The sequence below is a fragment of the Alkalimarinus alittae genome (assembly GCF_026016465.1).
In the GTDB taxonomy this organism is placed as follows: Bacteria; Pseudomonadota; Gammaproteobacteria; order Pseudomonadales; family Oleiphilaceae; genus Alkalimarinus; species Alkalimarinus alittae.
Genome location: NZ_CP100390.1, coordinates 1,248,223 through 1,266,138, shown reverse-complemented (window position 1 = coordinate 1,266,138; position 17,916 = coordinate 1,248,223). Strand labels below are relative to the sequence as shown.

Below are 17,916 nucleotides of genomic sequence, written 5' to 3'. Positions count from 1 at the left end.
TATCTCCCAGCCATGTCGCTTTAATTTGACTTCTAATGATGGGCTGGCAGGTCGAAAATACTGGGTGGGATATTCAAAGAGCTACTTATCAAGCCCCAACAAAATCCAGTAGAAGAGTGTAGTCACCTTGATCCGCCGCTCGAAGTGCCGCAATGTATGTTTTACGATGATCAGACATAGATTGAAGGTTATGCCCTCCTGCCCAGTCTATAGGCTCTTCATTCATCGCAATCGTCAAAACTGAGTCGGCCATTATTCGGGAGAACCTTCCATTGCCATTGGGGAATGGATGGATAGCAACTAATCGGTGATGAAAGCGCGCTGCTAACTCTTTTGATGCGTAAATGTCATGTTCAACCCAATAACGTACATCGTCCAATAAATTCTTCAGGTTAACGCCAATATAAATCGCATCACAGCCAATATTTTTTTCCGTCTTACGAAAGCAGCCTGCCCACCTCCATACATCACCAAACAACCTCTTATGTAAGCTGCACACAAAGCCCTCCGTAAAAGGGTCTGCCTTTTTTTGTTTTTTAAGCCATTTAATACCAGTTTGAACGTTAATCAGCTCAAGTTGGTCGAGTTGCCCCCTTGTCTGAATGTGAGTGAAAATAAGACCCTCCAACTCATCTGGGTCAAGAGGTGTAGCTCCATCTGGGTTACCTATAATTTCATTCATCGTCATTCCATAACTCAGCACTAGCCTCATTGAACATTTCATCGGCAAGCCTTCTGACTTCGATATCCAGCATACTACTGCTTAGCACCTGCTCTTCCAGTGCCATATGCACGCTAGCCTCTTCAATCTGCTCTCTTGCCTTTTTTAACGCTCGGCGGTAAATAACATCTTCTATATTTTTTTCAGGCACTACGGCATAAACAAATCGACACCCCAACCCTTCAGCCATTTGTTGCATAGCTTTGAGTGTAACTCCACCGTTAAGCTCGGCCTTTTCTGTGTTTGAAATAGAGCCGCGTGTTACACCAAGCCTCCTCCCAAGTTGTGCCCCAGACATTCCAAGAGCCTTTCGGGTGGTACGAAGCCACCCCTCTGAAGGTACACGGAGTCCTTCGACCTTTTGCTTTGCGCGATTAACATTTTCTCTATACTGCTGTATTACGACTTTTTTAAGGCTCATATCATGTCAACTTATAGGTATGCATACATATAGTTAATGTATAGCTATATATATACTATATATAATATATTGTCAATCTATAAGTATACATAGATACTCTATCGATAACTAATCACTGGATTAGAGACGGGCATTTTGTAGAAGTTTCACTTCACGAAAAGGAAGGAAGGCCTGATTATTGGCCTGCCGAGGAGCTTTATTCTTTTAGCATATCCATCGGAGTTTGATGGATCGATACACTTTAAAATCATCAGCTCAAAGACATGCACTTATTTGTACATAAAAACTATTTATGTACAAAAAACAACCAACCCTTTAAGAGATAGAGGCCACCGTACTCAAGCATAAATATCCCCAAGCTTATCCACAAACGCTGCGGATAAGTGATCCCTGAGGACGCTAGTGATATTAATCAGTCGTGATGAAAAGCTGCGACAAATTGATCTACTTGTTTCTCATAGAATTCTAATAGGTCAGTGTCTTTTTCGTTATAATGCGGCTAATGTTCGTTACAAAAGTATGGCGGTTTTAAGTGCAAAGTAGCACCCATATTTTGGTAGGGTGCAGCCCCCCTTTTTAAAAAATGTTCAGGTCGCTTGTATCCTGGTGGTTTAGTTCAGAACAATTAGTACAGAAATTAATGATACGTAAAATAATAGACCAGTCAGGTATGCAGCACCCAGCTCTTTATTCCCCTGTTTCTTTTCTTTATTGAATACATTCCTGAACCAGTGAAGCCAATAGTGATTCCCCATATTTTCAATGAACGGACAGTGAAGTCATGTGAAGATAAAGTGCAGCGTTATATTGCTGAATACAACAATGTACCTGTAGGTGCAGGTCTGCGTCGTCATGCACTGAATAAACTGGCATGACGTTTAACGCATGACGTTTAACGCATCACCTTCAACGTCATGAACTGGAAGCAACGCTATATCAGATTGTGGGTAATGAATCGAAGATGATGAAACGGATTCAGACAATGGTTGATGATGTTTACCAACATGTCAGGCTGCATGACATGGAGGTGAGTGCAACGTTGCTCATCACTGAAATAGTTTAACCTAAATTAAAAATTGACCGAGCAATGTAACTGATTGATTTTTGATCACCAAAATAGTATGATTCACAGATACTTTTGATTAGTTGGCAAAGAAATTTGGCAAGTCAACAACAAAGGTCTCTGCCATGCTACTCAATTTTGAATCCATTCTTATCAGTCACGGGTTCACCCCTGACCGTTATGATTTTGAATCCACCATTATTGGATTCGACTACGATTTACATATATCCCTTTTTGATTCACACACATGCTTTGATGTTGATAAATGCAGTACTTACCGGCAATGGAATCAACCAAATGAATATCTTCGTGCCGACTTGATAACCCTTACCGGTGATGTTGATGCCGGTATTCAATTCTTCTATCAACGTTGGTGTACCGAACTACGATACCAAAATCCAGTTCGGGAAGTTATCGATGTACAACGACTGAAACAGTCTGCGGCCATACATGTACTGACCGTAAGTCAACATAATGCTATGACACTGCTTTTCAACATTAAATGAGGTAACTATATGAACCGCTTTAAAAAAGAGGAGAATCGAAAACATACTGAAGCCCGTATTGGACTATCTACCCCTGAAATTAAACACCTTGACAGTGAAGATGCTACCAAAGCCGAAATCAATGAACTTGCTCACAAGATTCATATTGAAAAATACCCTGAAGAATATGACCATATGTATGATTCAGGTGTTGATTGTAAAGAGCGCAATAAAGGTATTAACCCAATGAGTAGTGAGTACATTGCTAAAGTAGAAGCAAAGCGAGCTACTATGGGTGTGACGCCCTTATCACCAGCGGGAATGCCTGTATCAGATGACAGCTTTAAAATAGCTTATGCAGAAGCTGAGAGATGTGTGCGCGGTAATAAAGAATAGCTTCAGGTGAATGCATAAATACCCCAAAACAACGGGGTACTTATGACAAAGCCAAAGAAAATACCATCACGACTAACTATCTCATTACCAATTGAATACATCGAAACCTATCTTCAGCTATGTGATGCTTTTGAATTAACACGCGACCAGTTATTCATGATTCTCACTTCTGGTAATGGCTTGATTGATGGTGGTGTTGAGAAAATATTTCCTGATGGGGTATCAAAATCTGAGTGGGGCAGAACTTATAGCCAACAAGATTTTTCAGTTTGCAAATTCATAGAATTAACAGGAGTAACTATGGATTATTTGTTGTTTGGTTTGATTACTATTTTGTGGTTTACGGTATCGACATTATGTCTAAATTATTTTAACGACTTCTGCGGTTGTGAAGATGAATGGGATAGCTTTCCATTCTGGGTAAAGTTACCGATGCGAATATTCGCACCGGTATTGTTTTTAATGTGGTCACGGTAATAACCGCCGTTATTGGATAAACGGGTTTGAATTACCTTGGATACTCTCAATACGTTTATTCTTGGTTCGTTCCCAGTCGTCAACAGGGTCTAGCTTGTCCCAAGCTGAAAGCAGCTGCCGTTGCTGCTTGCTTAATCGCACATTGTATCGTTCTGACATATAAAAGTAAGTTCGTGCAATATCCCCCCGAACACTCGGTGAAGGTTCAAATCGTTTACCCTTGAAATCAACTTCAGCATCACATGAGCCGTAAACCCGCGATTCGTTTTCTATCATGCCGTATTTGAAGTTGGAACGGTCACCGTTAACTTCACCTATAGCGGGTACTAGGTTGTGCATATCGCCTTCCATTTCTTTGAATACATTATCCTTCTTACATACTTTACGCCCACCATCGCGCCAGCATTGCATATGCTGCCCAAAATGATGTGCTGGCATGACGTGTTCCCATTCAATGCGACTGGCGCGATTGGGCTGTTTACGGGGCGTGTAGCCGCAGCTATCCCAATCAGGAGTTAAACGTTTCTTGGTTTTAGACCCTGCTTTTAATTGTGATGAAAAGGTGCAGCCACAATAGAAACTGATCTGGTTGTCAGAGTAGACCTTTTGTAGTTCCTTCTTAGCCTTTCGGAAGTTTAGGGTGTCAGCATGGGCAACTAGTGCAAACGTGGTAATTAACAATGCTATAAGGCTTATCAGGTGTTTTTTTGTATTCATAAGTATATGAGCAAAGCACAGTGAATTATTTTGAAAATAATTATTTGCTTAATAGTTCATCTCTAATAATTTGAACGGTTTTAGGTGCATCGATACCTATTTTTACCTGATTGCCAGTGATTTCGTTAAGGTCAATCCTGATTTTTGTAATAGTACCATTAGAGTCTTCGATGAAAAAGAATAGTTTTTCACCTTCACGGCGGGTTAATGCTAGGTATCCGTTACCCATAATAAAATCCATTTTTTTGAGTGGAGCGTTGAGGATAATATATTTTTAAGGCGGCGGGAATATTATGGTGCTTATAATTATTACCTGTTATTTCATTCCCGCATCTAAATATACAGCTTTAACCTAGTAATCAGGTATTACTTCATTTATCTTTAAGCAATGAATTTAGCAGTTCATCATCAATCGAACTTCCACCCCTCCAGTATCTGTCAAGCTAGCTGTCCGTTATTCTAAGCTACTTTTTTCAAACTCTCTTGCTCTCGGCTCTGCAGTCTTCTCTTTTGGTGGATTAAGCAGCACTTCATTTTCATGCTCCCAGTTGCGTGATTTTCGTCCTTTCCAGCGGGCTGGGTTGGCTATTTTAGCGGCTTCATAAGTGATGTTACGCTGTTTGAAAACTGCTTTATCTTCGCCATAATGACGTTGCGCTGGGGTAACAAATTTAATGCCGCTATGGCAGTGCTCGTTGTTGTACCAAGTGCTAAAACTATGCACCCACCTCCTAGCGTCATCTAAGCTTGAAAAAGGCTTTGATGGGGAAGGGTAATCGCTGAGAGCCAAGTATGTCTCAGTTTGAACGGTTACATAATATTGACCATCTAGATAATAGATACCGCCCCAATCAAATGGACACTGTTATTATTTTCACCATATAAACGAATGTAACACGCGATGTACCAACGAAGATTGTTATCGGACTTATGACGATGGTCGTAAGGTGCATTTCCAAGCAAATCAAAATTACGAACAAGCCTGAATGCTATTCTGGGGGGTGTTAAAAGGTCAGTTTCAAAACAGTATCATGCCGAAAGTATGGTACTTTGTTATCTTGTTTTTTGGTTTCGAGCGTTCTATTCCTATTCCTATTCCTATTCCTATTCCTATTCCTATTCCTATTCCTATTCCTATTCCTATTCCTAAATAGCATGATATTTTATGGAATCTTTACACCAATCTCAATTTTTTCCTTTTTTATCAGACCACAGAGAACGTATCCGTGAAAAAATACTACCTTCAGCAATTGTTTTTTGCTGCTGATCTGTCTGTTTTCGAGCTAACTTATTCACCAGATCATCTGAACAAGTTAGAAAATCTTGTCGCTTGATAGACAAAATATCATCAGAGTCTTTCATATCGCTGTCTACTCAAAAACTTATAGAAATGATTTTCAATTCCGAGCAGGTAAGACTTAAACGCCCTCTTTGAATCAGCATGGTCATATACTTTTACGAAGTGCCGACACTTTGCTGCAATAGATTCCTCATAAAGACCTTGGCTTTTAACCCAAAGATCTTTGTTTAAATTATATACGCCAGGTATAGAGGATATGTTCCGGTTATTAATTGCTTGGGCGTGTCTAGATTCTGGCCAACCAGGATGAAAATGCACATTTTCTTCATTAATAACAACATCAAATAAATACTGTATGTTTCCAGTGATAGGATCAGCCCAGCAAGGCGGGTGATCAAGGCCGTTACCTAATTGTGTGATTTTCTTCCTAAGATTGAGGTTTTGCCCCTTAGTATCTTGGTGCAGCTGGACTATCCTTTCTAGTAATTCCTCAGATGAGCTATCCTCGAATCCTGAGTCCTTACCTACCTGTTCTATTGTTTTAGTCAGAGATTCAAACTCCATTAATTTTTTAGAAGTACTTTCAGCTTTACCTTTCTCTATAGATAGCTCTTTAAATAAAGCAGCTGGGTCAAAGGGTTCTTCTAACCCTGCAAGCTTAGCAGCCTCTTTCATTCCACTTGTTAAATCGCTAAGTTGCATTTCAAGATTTGCTTGAGCAGCGTTTTTCTCATCTAACATTTTGTCAAATTCGGTGAATTTCCATGCCGAGAAAATAAGCAGTATAAAAAAGAATATGAAAGCTAATTCAGTTAAAGATGTTTCTACAATTGGCTGCGAGCGCTCCTCTTGCATGGAAGACATTAAGTTCTCTCACCTAAACTCTTCAGCTGCTCCGCGAGCGAACCATAAACCTTAGCAATATCGGATGCTACTTGATGTGAAGCTTGCTCTGTAGAATTAGCCGAGGACTCTATTTTTATATTTGCTGCCTGGCCTATTTTAATGGTTTCCGTGAGGTGATTATTAAGTTCTCGTATGGTAGAAACTACATTTGTCACGGTCTCGTTCAGTTGCCCTGTTGCTCCAAGGCTTTCACTAAAATCCACTGTAGCCTCTTTAAGTCTAGAGGCACCAGAACTCATATGATTCGCATTGATAGTAACAAGATCTGTAATCTCATCGAAGTTTTGAAGCGAGCTTGATAATGATTCATTCCAGAGGTTTATTGTATCAGTAAACTCCAAAATTTCGCCTTTTAGGCTTTCCAAGTCAGAAGTAACCGAAGATTTCAAATCCATTTTCACATCCTTTACATCTCCCAAGCCACTTAAAATTGATGATGAGATCTCTTCCAAATTCTTTTGATAAGATTTAGATTGGCTATCAACAACCTTTGCAAGTTCAGACTCAAAAGCAGAAATGTGACCGGTGATAATTGTACTAGACTGAGACAACTGTTTTGATAAATCATTGTTCGAGTTTATCATTTTCAGGTTAAGGGCATGATAACTTCCCTTATGTTCTTCAATAGTAGAGACCAAACCAGCTAGAGCGGACTCAAGCGGGCTTGAGATAATATCTGGATCAACCTTAATTTTATTTATCCGTTCAGTGAGGCCATCAAACGCTAATTTAACACTTTCCGCCCCGCCTTCCATAGAGGATTTAAACAACTCAGCAACCTGTGCATTAATGCTCTGATAGTCTGATAGTACACCTTTTAAAGTAGACTCTGTCTCAGAGTGCACTTTTGTTAGAGAGTTTGTTGATATGCTTGTCAATATATCTAACTGCTCAGTAAACTGAGTCAGAGATTTTTCCATTTCTGTCTCTAAGCGCTCTATCCTCACTTTAGTCTCAATTGAAAAAGCAGTAACCCACAAACGAGCAACCAACCCAACAATAGTGGTTCCCAGTGCAGCACCAAAACTACCAATAATTGAGTTCATGTTGATGGAATCACTAGCTGAAAGCGAAAATAAAGAAACAACCAGTGATATTAGTGTGAGAATGAAACCTAAATAGTAATAACTATCCCCTATTGTAGATTTAGGAAGATCAGGCGCTTCGTTATTTACAAGCACGATGTAACCTATCATAACCAGTGGAGGTACGGCCATACTGAAAATAATTGAATTAAACAGAATCCCAAGAACGATACAGAACGCGCCGATTACGACAGCAATAAGAAAAGCATGCTTGACAGAAACCCTTTCTGCGATTAACTTTCTTCTTCCACTTATATAATTATTTTCGTTTTTCATACTATGCTCTAGTTTATAGTTTCTACTTTAATAACTTGTCCGCCCCCATCACTGACATACTCTTCCCAAAAACGGATATGCCCTCTATTTTGGTGCGCCATACTCTTTGATCTTTGAACATAAAAAATAGTGATGCTCACATTTCCTAGGTAAGGCCTAACCTCTGATCCATAGGGTTTTCCCTTTAGAGTTTTAAATACAGGGTTATCTCTGTAATGAGAGAATTTATCATTATGGTGGAGCATATCAGACACTATCACCAGCCTTCTTTGGTCGGAAGGGGAATCAATCATTGTGTTCACGGAAGCAAATTTAATCATTTCCATTATTGGAGATGATGTAGATGTATAGTCGCCGATCAGTTGATCAAGAGATACTTCTATTTTATCAACAAAGCTTTCCTTCCAAGAGCTATATAATTTTCTCTTATTTGCAATAAGTTCACTTTTATCTTGGCCATCACCTGGATTACAAACAGAGAGCTTAGGACTAAAACCACCTACAAGGTCGCTCAATACGTAAACAGTAAAACGTTCGTCAATCTTTGAGTTTTCTACAAGACGCTTGATACGTTTTTTAATTACAAGGGCTTGTGTCTCAGAGAGGCTGTCAGTTGCGTCAAAAACTAAAACAGTTTCTCGAGAAACAACACCATCACTTCGGCACAAACTAATTTCATCTCTAGCAACAAAACTGTCTTTAATAAAATAATATCCAACGAACAGTGAACAAAAAACAGTCGCGCAAACAGTTAAAATTAAGAACCCCTGAAGGTCTTTTGTTTTTTTTCTTCTAGATCGCCGACTCAAAGCTTAGCAACCTCATCTATTTTCTGGTGATACTCTTCTTTAAAGTTAAGCATGTAAGCTTTTTTAGCTGGCAAGCTATCAGCGAGCCCTTCAAGTAAGCGTGCAATCTCATAACGTTTATCATCGTAGTCAGAACTCACTTCATCAAGGTCAAATTCTGCATTGTACTTGCTGTCAAAGTAAGCTGGAGGTGGGGCAGTTCTTTCTGAAGTATTTATATCTCTATATGTGGCAATTATATAATTAAGATTACTTCGAAGGTTTTTTATGTATGATCGATATATGCCCATTTGATATTCAAATGAACTTATGAATCCATTTAAAAGTTTTTGTCGTCTTTGAAGATCAACATATTTGATCTCAATAATTTCCAAATGATATTGGTGCAACTCATCTAGATCATCAATCATCTCTTTTCGCAATTCATCTAAATCACCCAAAAGTCTATTTCTTTTTCTAGACATTTTACCATACCCTGGGTAGGGATCATCCATGCTATAACCTTTATAAACAGCGAGACTGAAGAAAACAATGCCTATCATAAATAGAAGCCATGATTCCACATCAGTTATAGAAAGCAATCCGTCTTGGAACGAAGATACCGCTAGTGTCGCTGCGTGCTCTGGGTCTACCCCTAAAGCTTCTCGGTAATGGGCAACCAATAAATTAAAAACAATAGATACAACCACGGTTGAAATAAACAAGATTGTTGAACAATAAACCCATTTTCTAGATATATGGTTTTTATACCTAAACACCCACCACCCACTTAAATATCCTATAGAGATATTTAGCAATGAAACAATAAGAGCAATACTAACCCCTCCAACAAGGCCAAAATCACTACCTTTTGCAAAGAAAAAGCCATTCAGTAGAGATTCGATCAATAACGCAAAAACCAGAATACCTAAAGTAAGAACATGACTTTCAGGGTAGTCAGCAGACCTTCGTAATTTATTTACTTTTTTAAAATCACTTAAATCATCTTCAGCAGCTATAACATCACCTCTTACAGCTGCCAACTCTGTTAAGAGAGGAGTAAACTCAGCAGACACCTTGTTTTTGAACTCTTTCTCAACATTTTCGACATCAGTTATTTCTTTATTAATACTTGTAGATGTTATATTATTACGGAGGTCTTCAGTTAACTGTTTTACCTTAATGGTCGCTTGGTGAGCATAGGTCTCTATCTTATGATGAAAGTCTAGTTCGTTTGCATCCTCACCTTTGTAATTCATATCAGGTCGATTTTCTCTAGCCGCATTTTTTGCCAATTCGGCCACATTAAATCTATATGTTAGATCTTCATTGTCCAGTACTGGAAATTCAATAGGCTCGTACGGAGCAACTATCGTTTTAGTTTTGATAAAATCAAACATAATAGTGACACTTAAAATTTAGTTTAAACTCTTCGAGTTATATAAAAGCTGGCGCATAAAGGATATTAAAAAGCTTTCTGGTAGGCATTTTACCTATATTTAAACATGGTGAAAGCTCTTTGAGAAAACAAGGGAATTTAATTGTTAATCGATAGAAACAATTAATACTACGTTTATTTCATCTATACCGCTACTTCCCACCAATCACACCCCCATTAAACCTTATACTTCAGTGTTACATCAATATTTTTTATATCTATTAGGAGATACTTAAATTAATAACTTTTAAAGCGGGCTCCCCCCCCCACGCATCACTTCTAACAGATTCAGCAATATAATTTAAAACTGCTGGCTAGCGCTTCAATTACATCACCCCAACAACTCGAACCGTAACCGTTCAAACTGAGACGTGCTACACTCTCAGCGATTCCCCTAGCCAAGATCCTTGATAGGAGCGGCTATCCCGGCCGGGATTTTCCACTGACGACCGCCTTCGGTTTGGACAATAATCGTCTTGCGGTTCATTTTAATGACCGTCCCAAAAATAGGCCCTTTCTGGCTATCAAAATGCACTTGCTGTCCTAAACGTAGATTTTTTAGCGCATCGAGGTCTTGTTGTGCTCGCACTTCTTCAATTCGAGCACAGATCATCTCATTCAGCTCCAGTAATTGGTCCAAGTTCATCTCGTCTATTAACATCCGCTTGCCTTCTTATCGACTACCTTTTTATTGGCTGGCAGGATGCTAACTTACTCTTGAAATTCCAATTGAAGATTAAGCCATGATGAGTCCGAAAGGAGACGCTTGCGTTTTCAAACAAAGGTAAGTATTCGCTCTTGTAGGTATCCCTGAAACTTTAATATTTGACGAATATCTTCTCTCATTAAAGTGACCGGTTCCATTAGACCAGAACATCCATTGTATTTGTTGCTTATGTTGTTACAACGAAAGATCACCTTATTGTCTTTTCTACATCAGGTATTTAAACCCTATATACCATTGACTTATATAGTAATATAAAAATATTCCTGTAAGTTTCCCCCTAACCTAAGAACTCAACCCCTATACATTAAAGTGCATGTTTTTTAAGTAATTAGTAGGGGGTGAATTAAGTGAAGGGCTTGAATAGTATTCGTAAAAAGCTTAATACCAGACATGAAGGGCAGCCAGTATGAATGAAGGCCAGATAAATAAAGTGTTCCATGTTTTCGGTTCTAAATCTAGGGAAATTGTAAATCAGTTCAAGATGAGCAATAAAAGTAGATTTTATTTTGATTACAAATTAGCAGGTGATCGTCATTGTGATTTTATAATCATTGATGCAAGTGAAATAAAAGGTGGGAATATAACCAAGTGGATTGAAGGAATGACGCTGATAACGCGTCCTATTATTTTTATAGTGGATGCCAAACAATATTTCTCGGTCGATTCTTTGCTTACTTTTACTTTGAAATTAGAGGCTAAATTCGGAACACACTGCGTATCCAGTTTAAAAAGCCACAGAGAGCTTGTCAGTGTTCTTGAAGGTGTATATGAACTACTTAATGGTTTTTCTACTGTGTGTTTAGACTTCGCAGATTTCGCTTGTTTTTTATCGAAAGGACAATATTACTGGAGCGAAACAGTTTATTCGTAAGCGCTCAATAATCCCCACCTAACATCTGCGAAGTTATTCAAATACGCTCAAGCTTCATTCATTATGAGGCAAAATCATGAGCAAATCAGCACTCACAAAAAAACAAGCCTACTGGCTCAACCACATACAGCAGTGCGAGCAGAAGAAGCTAACCGCTCCCGCTTACTGTGATCAACATGACCTGAAAGTATCACAGCTTTACAGCTATAAACACGAACTTCGCCGCAAAGGTTTTCTCCAAACGGAATCTACAACGGCTTTTGCAAAAGCCACCGTTAAACCACCACAAAAAACGACGACGGTTAGGGTGCACCCTGTCGCTTTCTCTTTGTCCGTTGCCTGGGGTAAGTTCCGCTTACAAATGACGACGGGTGGTCCGTTGTCATGATGAGGCCTGATGACTTATCGATTACCGTCTACTTGCATAAAGCTCCTGTAGACTTCCGAAAATCGATTAACGGCTTGGCCATCTTGGTCGAAGCGGAGATGGAACTGAACCCTTTCGAGAAAGCGCTATTCGCTTTCTGTAACCGTCAGCGTGATAAAATCAAGGTACTGTATTGGGAGCGCAATGGTTTTTGTCTCTGGTATAAACGCTTAGATAAAGAACGGTTTAAGTGGCCAAATAAACAAGCGTCTGATGTTATTACCCTGACGACTCAGGAACTAAACTGGCTATTGGATGGCTTTGATTTATGGAGTAATAAACCTCACCAAACCCTGAATTATCAGTCGGTTATCTAAGCGTAATCAGGTATAATACAGGCCATGAAAATCAACCCAAACAACCTACCTAACGATGTTGAAAGCCTTAAAGCTTTAGTCCAAAAGCAGCAAAACCTGTTGGATGAAAAGCAAGCTGAGGTCGATAAGAAGCAGGCTCGCGTAGAGCAATTAGAAGAGCAGTGGCGTCTGTTCCTGCATCGTAAATTTGCCTCGCAAAGCGAGAAAGCGCCAGGTCAGGGTGAACTCTTCAATGAAACGGAAGAAACCGCAGAAGACCCCATTCTTGAGTTGGATGCGGAAGCTATACTCAGTCCTGAGACAAAGACCAAAGCCAAGACTCGTGGCCGTAAGCCATTACCGTCTGAGCTACCTCGCGTTAAAGTCATCCATGATCTTCCTGAGTCTGAGCGTCAATGCCCTTGCGGCTGCCAACTCTCGGAAATAGGTGAAGAAACCTCCGAACAGCTGGACATCATTCCTGCCAAAATACGTGTACTTCAGCATATCCAAAAGAAGTATGCCTGCAAGGCCTGCGAAGATAAGGTCAAAACGGCATTCAAACCTGCTCAGCCCATTCCAAAGAGTAATGCCAGTGCGGGTTTGTTAGCTCATATTGCGGTATCGAAGTATCAAGATGCATTACCGCTATACAGACAGGAAGGAATGTTCAAACGCGTAGGCATTCACCTTCCACGGCAAACACTGGCTAACTGGGTGATCCGCTCCAGCGAGTTGCTACAACCGCTTATCAACCTGATGCGTGATCAGCTACTGGCAAGCCCCGTTATTCATTGCGATGAAACGGTCGTTAAGGTGCTGAAAGAGCCCGATAAACCGGCCAGTAGCCAATCCTATATGTGGGTTCAGGTGGCAGGGCCACCGCAACAACGCATTATCTTGTTCGATTATGATCAGGGTCGTTCCGGTCAGGTACCCCTGCGCCTGTTGTCTGGCTATCAAGGCTATCTGCAAACGGATGGTTATGAAGGCTATAACGCGGTGGCATCACAACCAGGCGTTACTCAACTCTGCTGTATGGCTCACGCTCGGCGTAAGTTTATGGAGGCTAAAAAAGCACAACCTAAAGCTAAAGCCAAAACGCGCAGTAAGGTTGATGTCGCTATCGACATGATTGGCAAGCTGTATGGGTTAGAGCGAGCTTATCAAGATGCGACACCAGAAAACCGTTATCAAATGCGGCAAGAGAAGGCGAAACCCGTGCTCGAAAAGCTGAGACACTGGCTGGATAAAACCTTGCCTGCTGTCCCACCAACCACATTATTGGGAAAGGCCCTGAATTATCTGCACAAATACTGGTCACGTCTGACGACTTACTTGGAAGATGGCCGCTTGAATATCGATAACAACATAGCGGAGAATGCTATCCGACCGTTCGTAATCGGTCGTAAGAACTGGTTGTTTAGTGATACACCGAGAGGGGCTCACGCCAGTGCAAGGATCTATAGCGTTATTGAATCAGCTAAAGCTAATGGGCTGGAGCCTTACGCATATCTCAAGCAGTTGTTTACCGAGCTACCGCGCGTGAATAGTGTCGATGACGTAGAGGCGTTGTTGCCTTGGAATCAGAACCTGACAACCTTGCTCATGAATGAAACACTGCCGCAAGATGGGGTTTAATTACCGCTTACGTATCTGGATCAAGTACATCATCCTTAACTAACTCGAAGAACATTAGAGCATGAATAGTGGCTTTAGCTAGATGTTCCATAATCCCCTCTTCGGCATTTAACGCCTACGTAACAGGCGCGAATTTATGAACGTCCTTGTTGACGCACTTGTTATGTTTTTTCTAACCATTTGAACATCACCAATGCATCAACGTAACCTAAATTGGGGTGGTTAAATGCATTGGGTAAACGGCCAACAGTATCAAAGCCTAGTTTGCTCCACAAACGAACTGCACCTTCATTACTTGATGCTACAAAATTAAATTGCATTGCTTTATAGCCAAGCTCAGATGCAACTTTTTGAGAGTGTTCGCACATTGTTGTAGCTAACCCTTTGCCTCGTGCCTTTGATGAAACCATATACCCACAGTTGCAAACATGGCTACCCGGCCCAGCTTGGTTTGTTTTTATATAGTATGTGCCGAATATTTGACCCGCCTCTTCAAAAACATATGTCTTACGGGGTGCATCTAGCCAGATTTTCTCTGCCTGTTCCTTCGTGGTTTCAACATCGTATGCATAAGTTTCTCCGGCTTTAACAATTTCATGAAAAATAGGCCAGATTGCATTCCAATCTTCTCTTATTACTTCTCTAATATTCATGCGAAATTCTCTGTGAAAACATAACGCCGCAATAAAGGGCCGAACGCAGTGAGGTCCAGCCCACGTGTTTTTGTGGGCGATCTTTGATTGCCTTGTTATGCACTTTTACCATTTGTGCCTTGCTGGATCAGTTTTTTCACGAAATTCATCTGTTAGTTTTGAAACTAACTCTTCGTCAGCTAAACCTTCGCCGCGTATAGCTATTAGTTGTATCCAAGCCTTTGAACGACTATGCCCATCGAAGAGCAAACTCATTTGCTTATTTCGGTTTTCGACTAACTTGTAATTGAGTAAATACCTTGAATGAACATGCTCACTTTCATCATCAATGGCCTCTCGAAACTCAGCAAGACAAAGTGAACAAAATTGTTCAATAGCATTCTCTTTTATTTGCTTAAATATTTTCCAATCTGATTCATTCATGCTCTATCTCTAGTGCGCATAACGCTTTGCTAATGGGCAAATGTTTGATGGCGGTTTTTATGCGTGTTTTTGCATAAAAAGTGACAGCGAATATTTGTCCTATTGAGCTTTTTGTTAGGTATTTACTTGCACTACAATTCCGCCCATATAAGCTTCATCTGCATAGCATTTTATTCCATCAATGTAACAGGTGTGAGAATCTCGCCTTTCATTAGTATCAGTGTAAACCGCAACAAAACCTCCATGCATGCCTTCATTAAAAAAGCTTAAGGCTCGGCCGTCTTCATCTGCGACCTTTAAAGCACATCGAGAACAAACATAATTTGGATAACGTGAATAAAAATCCAAATCAGTTTTACAAATTGGGCAACAATAGTCATTTTCACGCATCTTAATATCCTGAATACCTAACGCCTTGCACACAGGCGACTAATAACAGTGGCCGGCTCTTTGGCCGCTTTTATTAATTGTCCTGTGCTGCGTCTGGTTAGCTGTGATTTCTATACCTGCTCTTGGTATATTTCGACATTCCATGATTCTGCTTGCTCTACTTTTTTAAAAACATCCAAAGCTTGGACATGCTCAAAATACTTTTCAAGGCTTGGGTATTCCTCTGCCCATAAACTTGCTTCTAGGTTAGCCAGCATAACAGCAGGCTTGCATGTAAATTCAACATGAAGTTGTTCCATATGTGAATATTCACCATTTTCCTCGATACAAAATTGCCTTACGAAATCAAGATAAAAAAGAGATTCACCCGTAAAATCGAAAACGCCAAATTGCAATAAAACATCATCTTCCATGCACTCAACAGGCAATGAACAAAACTCTTTGAAAGCACCAAACGCAACCAAGGGGAGTGGTTTTTTTACGCTAAACCCGTGCTCAACTAACAACTCATTTAGTTTTTCAATTGATTTTTCAACTTCCATTTGATGTTCTCATTTTACAGCTAACGCCTTGCACATGGGCAACAGCAAAAGTGGCCGGCTCCTTGGCCGTTTTTGTTGTTGTCCTATGCTGCTATTGGTTAGGTGTGGAAGTCACTTCGGACTTTGATGCTTAATCCAAAGTTCCTCATTCCCGTGATCCATACCTTCTAACATTTACTCCACTTCATCCATTTTTCACGAAGACTGAAGCGAAGAATTTTAAACGCTAATTTCAATCGTTAATGTGGGATGCCCCACAACTCAAACGTATTAAAGTACGGTATTTTCAATGCTTAACTTTTGCACTGTTTTTGGATCGAAACCGTACACGCTTTAAAACAAAAACACTATTAATACAGCTTGGTAGCACACCTAACGCCTTGCACATGGGAAATTAATAAACGTGGCCGTCTTTTTGGCCGCTTTTATTAATTTTCCTATGATGCTTATTGTTAGGTGTGGACGTCACTTCGGACTTTGACCTTTATTCCAAAGGCTCTTATTCCCGTGATCCACACCATTAATTTTTACTCCACACTTGCGTGCTTGCACGAAGACCGAAGCGAAGAACTTTTAACGCTTAATCCAATCGTTAATGTGGGATGCCCCACAACTAAAGCCTTTAACTATAAGGCACTTTCAGCACTTAACTTTTGCACTGAATTTGGTGCGAATGCCTACAATCCTTTGAAATATAAACCATAAATACAAGACTTAGCACACCTAACGCCTTGCACATGGGCAACAATGAAAGTGGCCGTCTTTTTGGCCGCTTTTGTTGTTGTCCCTTGCTGCGACTTGTTAGGTGTGGAAGTCACTTCGGACTTTGATATTGGCTCCAAAGTCTCTTATTCCCGTGACTCACACCCTTTAATATTTACTTCACTTCATCCTTTTTGCACGAAGACTGAAGCGAAGACGTTTAAATTCTAAACTCACCGTTGATGCGGGCTGCCCCACAACTCAAGCGTATTAAAGTACGATACTTTCAACGCTTAACTTTTGCACTGTTTTTTGATCGAAACCGCACACTCTTTAAAACAAAAACACTATAAATACAGTCTGGTAGCACACCTAACGCCGCGATAAAGGGCCGGAAAAGCCGTAGGCTTTGGAGGTCCAGCCCACGTATTTTGTGGGCGATCTTTGATTGCCTTGTTATATTTCAAATTCTATTTCTCAAACCATTTTTCGACTTCATCTGGGTTTGATTTTATATACTTATGAATGAAAAAGCCCACAGCTAAATAAAAGCCAGTGAGTATAAGTGACCCGACGAAACTTAGATCGTCAAAGGCACCTTGAAAATATATGCTGATAGTACCTGTAATGCAAAAGCCAATAAAAGTAGACCAAAATGCTATTCTTTGGTTTTTATTCATGTTTTATTTCCCTTTAAAACACTTGTGGCACATAGTTGATATTTAGTTCAACCAAATTATTACACTAATTATTAATACGTAAAAAATAAGCCCTGTTATGTAGGCAGTACTTAATTCTTTATTTCCCTGTTTCTTTTCTTTGTTGAAGACTCCAAAACTAAATATGGGTTTTCTCAATAAACCGAATGAAATAACTCTCAGAATTAATGCGCCCGTAGTATAAAAAATAAACGCGAATATCAAATCCCAGAATAACCAGCCTAATACTTCAAATACGATACCCAATTAATTCACCTTTCCATGGTAATGCGAAAAAAATATAACGCCTTGCACATGGGCAACAGCAAAAGTGGCCGGCTCTTTGGCCGCTTTTGTTGTTGTCCCTTGCTGCGACTTGTTAGGGGTTTAATTCACTTCGGACTTTAATATGTTATTCCGAAGTTTCTCATTCCACTAACACTCTTTTTATTTAACTTCGGATATTGATACTT

At 40.0% G+C, this 17,916-nt stretch carries 23 protein-coding genes; 8 read left to right on the top strand and 15 right to left on the bottom strand.

Annotated features, from left to right (window positions below; translation table 11 throughout):
• Positions 1 to 88: 88 nt before the first annotated feature.
• Positions 89 to 682: a mobile mystery protein B gene (locus tag NKI27_RS05635; protein WP_265048709.1), complete on the bottom strand. Its 594-nt coding sequence runs from the start codon at positions 680 to 682 to the stop codon at positions 89 to 91.
• Positions 675 to 1,142: a mobile mystery protein A gene (locus tag NKI27_RS05630; protein ID WP_265048708.1), complete on the bottom strand. Its 468-nt coding sequence runs from the start codon at positions 1,140 to 1,142 to the stop codon at positions 675 to 677. The genes NKI27_RS05635 and NKI27_RS05630 overlap by 8 nt, the downstream gene beginning before the upstream one ends.
• A 1,188-nt stretch (positions 1,143 to 2,330) precedes the next feature.
• Between NKI27_RS05630 and NKI27_RS05625 the strand changes: the two genes are divergently transcribed.
• Genes NKI27_RS05625 through NKI27_RS05615 form a run of 3 tightly spaced genes read left to right on the top strand, consistent with a single transcriptional unit; the run spans position 2,331 to position 3,563 of the window.
• A complete protein-coding gene (locus NKI27_RS05625; RefSeq protein WP_265048707.1) occupies positions 2,331 to 2,711 on the top strand; it encodes a hypothetical protein in 381 nt (126 codons plus the stop codon).
• Between the two features lie 9 nt (positions 2,712 to 2,720).
• The gene (locus tag NKI27_RS05620) at positions 2,721 to 3,086 is read left to right on the top strand and encodes a hypothetical protein (protein ID WP_265048706.1); all 366 of its coding nucleotides are present in this window, start codon (positions 2,721 to 2,723) and stop codon (positions 3,084 to 3,086) included.
• 42 nt (positions 3,087 to 3,128) lie between these two features.
• The gene (locus NKI27_RS05615; RefSeq protein WP_265048705.1) at positions 3,129 to 3,563 is read left to right on the top strand and encodes a hypothetical protein; all 435 of its coding nucleotides are present in this window, start codon (positions 3,129 to 3,131) and stop codon (positions 3,561 to 3,563) included.
• Positions 3,564 to 3,572: 9 nt separating this feature from the next.
• On the opposite strand, the gene NKI27_RS05610 is transcribed toward NKI27_RS05615, so the two are convergent.
• The 3 genes from NKI27_RS05610 to NKI27_RS05600 all read right to left on the bottom strand — a co-directional run bounded on the left by NKI27_RS05610 (position 3,573) and on the right by NKI27_RS05600 (position 5,004).
• Positions 3,573 to 4,280, bottom strand: coding sequence for an endonuclease (locus NKI27_RS05610; protein ID WP_265048704.1), 708 nt, complete (start codon positions 4,278 to 4,280; stop codon positions 3,573 to 3,575).
• Positions 4,281 to 4,320: 40 nt separating this feature from the next.
• Positions 4,321 to 4,509: a carbon storage regulator gene (locus tag NKI27_RS05605; protein WP_265048703.1), complete on the bottom strand. Its 189-nt coding sequence runs from the start codon at positions 4,507 to 4,509 to the stop codon at positions 4,321 to 4,323.
• 225 nt (positions 4,510 to 4,734) lie between these two features.
• Positions 4,735 to 5,004, bottom strand: a complete 270-nt coding sequence (locus NKI27_RS05600; RefSeq protein WP_406802933.1) for a hypothetical protein — start codon at positions 5,002 to 5,004, stop codon at positions 4,735 to 4,737.
• Positions 5,005 to 5,311: 307 nt separating this feature from the next.
• Here NKI27_RS05600 and NKI27_RS05595 point away from each other — a divergent pair, with 307 nt between their 5' ends.
• Complete coding sequence (locus NKI27_RS05595; protein WP_265048702.1) at positions 5,312 to 5,434, top strand: hypothetical protein; 123 nt, start codon at positions 5,312 to 5,314, stop codon at positions 5,432 to 5,434.
• A 194-nt stretch (positions 5,435 to 5,628) separates the two neighbouring features.
• On the opposite strand, the gene NKI27_RS05590 is transcribed toward NKI27_RS05595, so the two are convergent.
• The 5 genes from NKI27_RS05590 to NKI27_RS05570 all read right to left on the bottom strand — a co-directional run bounded on the left by NKI27_RS05590 (position 5,629) and on the right by NKI27_RS05570 (position 10,734).
• Positions 5,629 to 6,444 carry a hypothetical protein gene (locus NKI27_RS05590; RefSeq protein WP_265048701.1) on the bottom strand — a complete coding sequence of 272 codons (816 nt, stop codon included), beginning with the start codon at positions 6,442 to 6,444 and terminating at the stop codon, positions 5,629 to 5,631.
• A complete protein-coding gene (locus tag NKI27_RS05585) occupies positions 6,444 to 7,847 on the bottom strand; it encodes a MotA/TolQ/ExbB proton channel family protein (RefSeq protein ID WP_265048700.1) in 1,404 nt (467 codons plus the stop codon). Before NKI27_RS05585 ends, NKI27_RS05590 begins: the two co-directional genes overlap by 1 nt.
• 8 nt (positions 7,848 to 7,855) lie before the next feature.
• The gene (locus NKI27_RS05580; RefSeq protein ID WP_265048699.1) at positions 7,856 to 8,656 is read right to left on the bottom strand and encodes a hypothetical protein; all 801 of its coding nucleotides are present in this window, start codon (positions 8,654 to 8,656) and stop codon (positions 7,856 to 7,858) included.
• A complete protein-coding gene (locus tag NKI27_RS05575; protein WP_265048698.1) occupies positions 8,653 to 10,035 on the bottom strand; it encodes a hypothetical protein in 1,383 nt (460 codons plus the stop codon). The genes NKI27_RS05580 and NKI27_RS05575 overlap by 4 nt, the downstream gene beginning before the upstream one ends.
• 432 nt (positions 10,036 to 10,467) lie before the next feature.
• A complete protein-coding gene (locus NKI27_RS05570; protein WP_265048697.1) occupies positions 10,468 to 10,734 on the bottom strand; it encodes a transposase in 267 nt (88 codons plus the stop codon).
• Between the two features lie 472 nt (positions 10,735 to 11,206).
• On the opposite strand from NKI27_RS05570, the gene NKI27_RS05565 reads away from it, so the two are divergent.
• From NKI27_RS05565 to tnpC, 4 genes are all read left to right on the top strand, one after another.
• Positions 11,207 to 11,671, top strand: a complete 465-nt coding sequence (locus NKI27_RS05565; RefSeq protein WP_265048696.1) for a hypothetical protein — start codon at positions 11,207 to 11,209, stop codon at positions 11,669 to 11,671.
• A 76-nt stretch (positions 11,672 to 11,747) separates the two neighbouring features.
• On the top strand, positions 11,748 to 12,059 hold the full coding sequence (gene tnpA / locus NKI27_RS05560) for an IS66 family insertion sequence element accessory protein TnpA (protein WP_265048695.1): 312 nt from the start codon (positions 11,748 to 11,750) through the stop codon (positions 12,057 to 12,059).
• Positions 12,056 to 12,415, top strand: a complete 360-nt coding sequence (gene tnpB, locus NKI27_RS05555) for an IS66 family insertion sequence element accessory protein TnpB (protein ID WP_265048694.1) — start codon at positions 12,056 to 12,058, stop codon at positions 12,413 to 12,415. The genes tnpA and tnpB overlap by 4 nt, the downstream gene beginning before the upstream one ends.
• A 24-nt stretch (positions 12,416 to 12,439) precedes the next feature.
• Positions 12,440 to 14,035, top strand: a complete 1,596-nt coding sequence (tnpC, locus tag NKI27_RS05550) for an IS66 family transposase (protein ID WP_265048693.1) — start codon at positions 12,440 to 12,442, stop codon at positions 14,033 to 14,035.
• Between the two features lie 161 nt (positions 14,036 to 14,196).
• On the opposite strand, the gene NKI27_RS05545 is transcribed toward tnpC, so the two are convergent.
• From NKI27_RS05545 to NKI27_RS05525, 5 genes are all read right to left on the bottom strand, one after another.
• Positions 14,197 to 14,688, bottom strand: a complete 492-nt coding sequence (locus NKI27_RS05545; RefSeq protein ID WP_265048692.1) for a GNAT family N-acetyltransferase — start codon at positions 14,686 to 14,688, stop codon at positions 14,197 to 14,199.
• Positions 14,689 to 14,793: 105 nt separating this feature from the next.
• The gene (locus tag NKI27_RS05540) at positions 14,794 to 15,111 is read right to left on the bottom strand and encodes a hypothetical protein (RefSeq protein WP_265048691.1); all 318 of its coding nucleotides are present in this window, start codon (positions 15,109 to 15,111) and stop codon (positions 14,794 to 14,796) included.
• A 114-nt stretch (positions 15,112 to 15,225) separates the two neighbouring features.
• Positions 15,226 to 15,501, bottom strand: coding sequence for a hypothetical protein (locus NKI27_RS05535; RefSeq protein ID WP_265048654.1), 276 nt, complete (start codon positions 15,499 to 15,501; stop codon positions 15,226 to 15,228).
• Between the two features lie 110 nt (positions 15,502 to 15,611).
• Entirely contained in the window at positions 15,612 to 16,043 is a 432-nt protein-coding gene (locus tag NKI27_RS05530) for a hypothetical protein (protein WP_265048690.1), read from the bottom strand.
• A gap of 1,172 nt (positions 16,044 to 17,215) precedes the next feature.
• Positions 17,216 to 17,425 carry a hypothetical protein gene (locus NKI27_RS05525; RefSeq protein WP_265048689.1) on the bottom strand — a complete coding sequence of 70 codons (210 nt, stop codon included), beginning with the start codon at positions 17,423 to 17,425 and terminating at the stop codon, positions 17,216 to 17,218.
• Positions 17,426 to 17,916 lie beyond the last annotated feature (491 nt).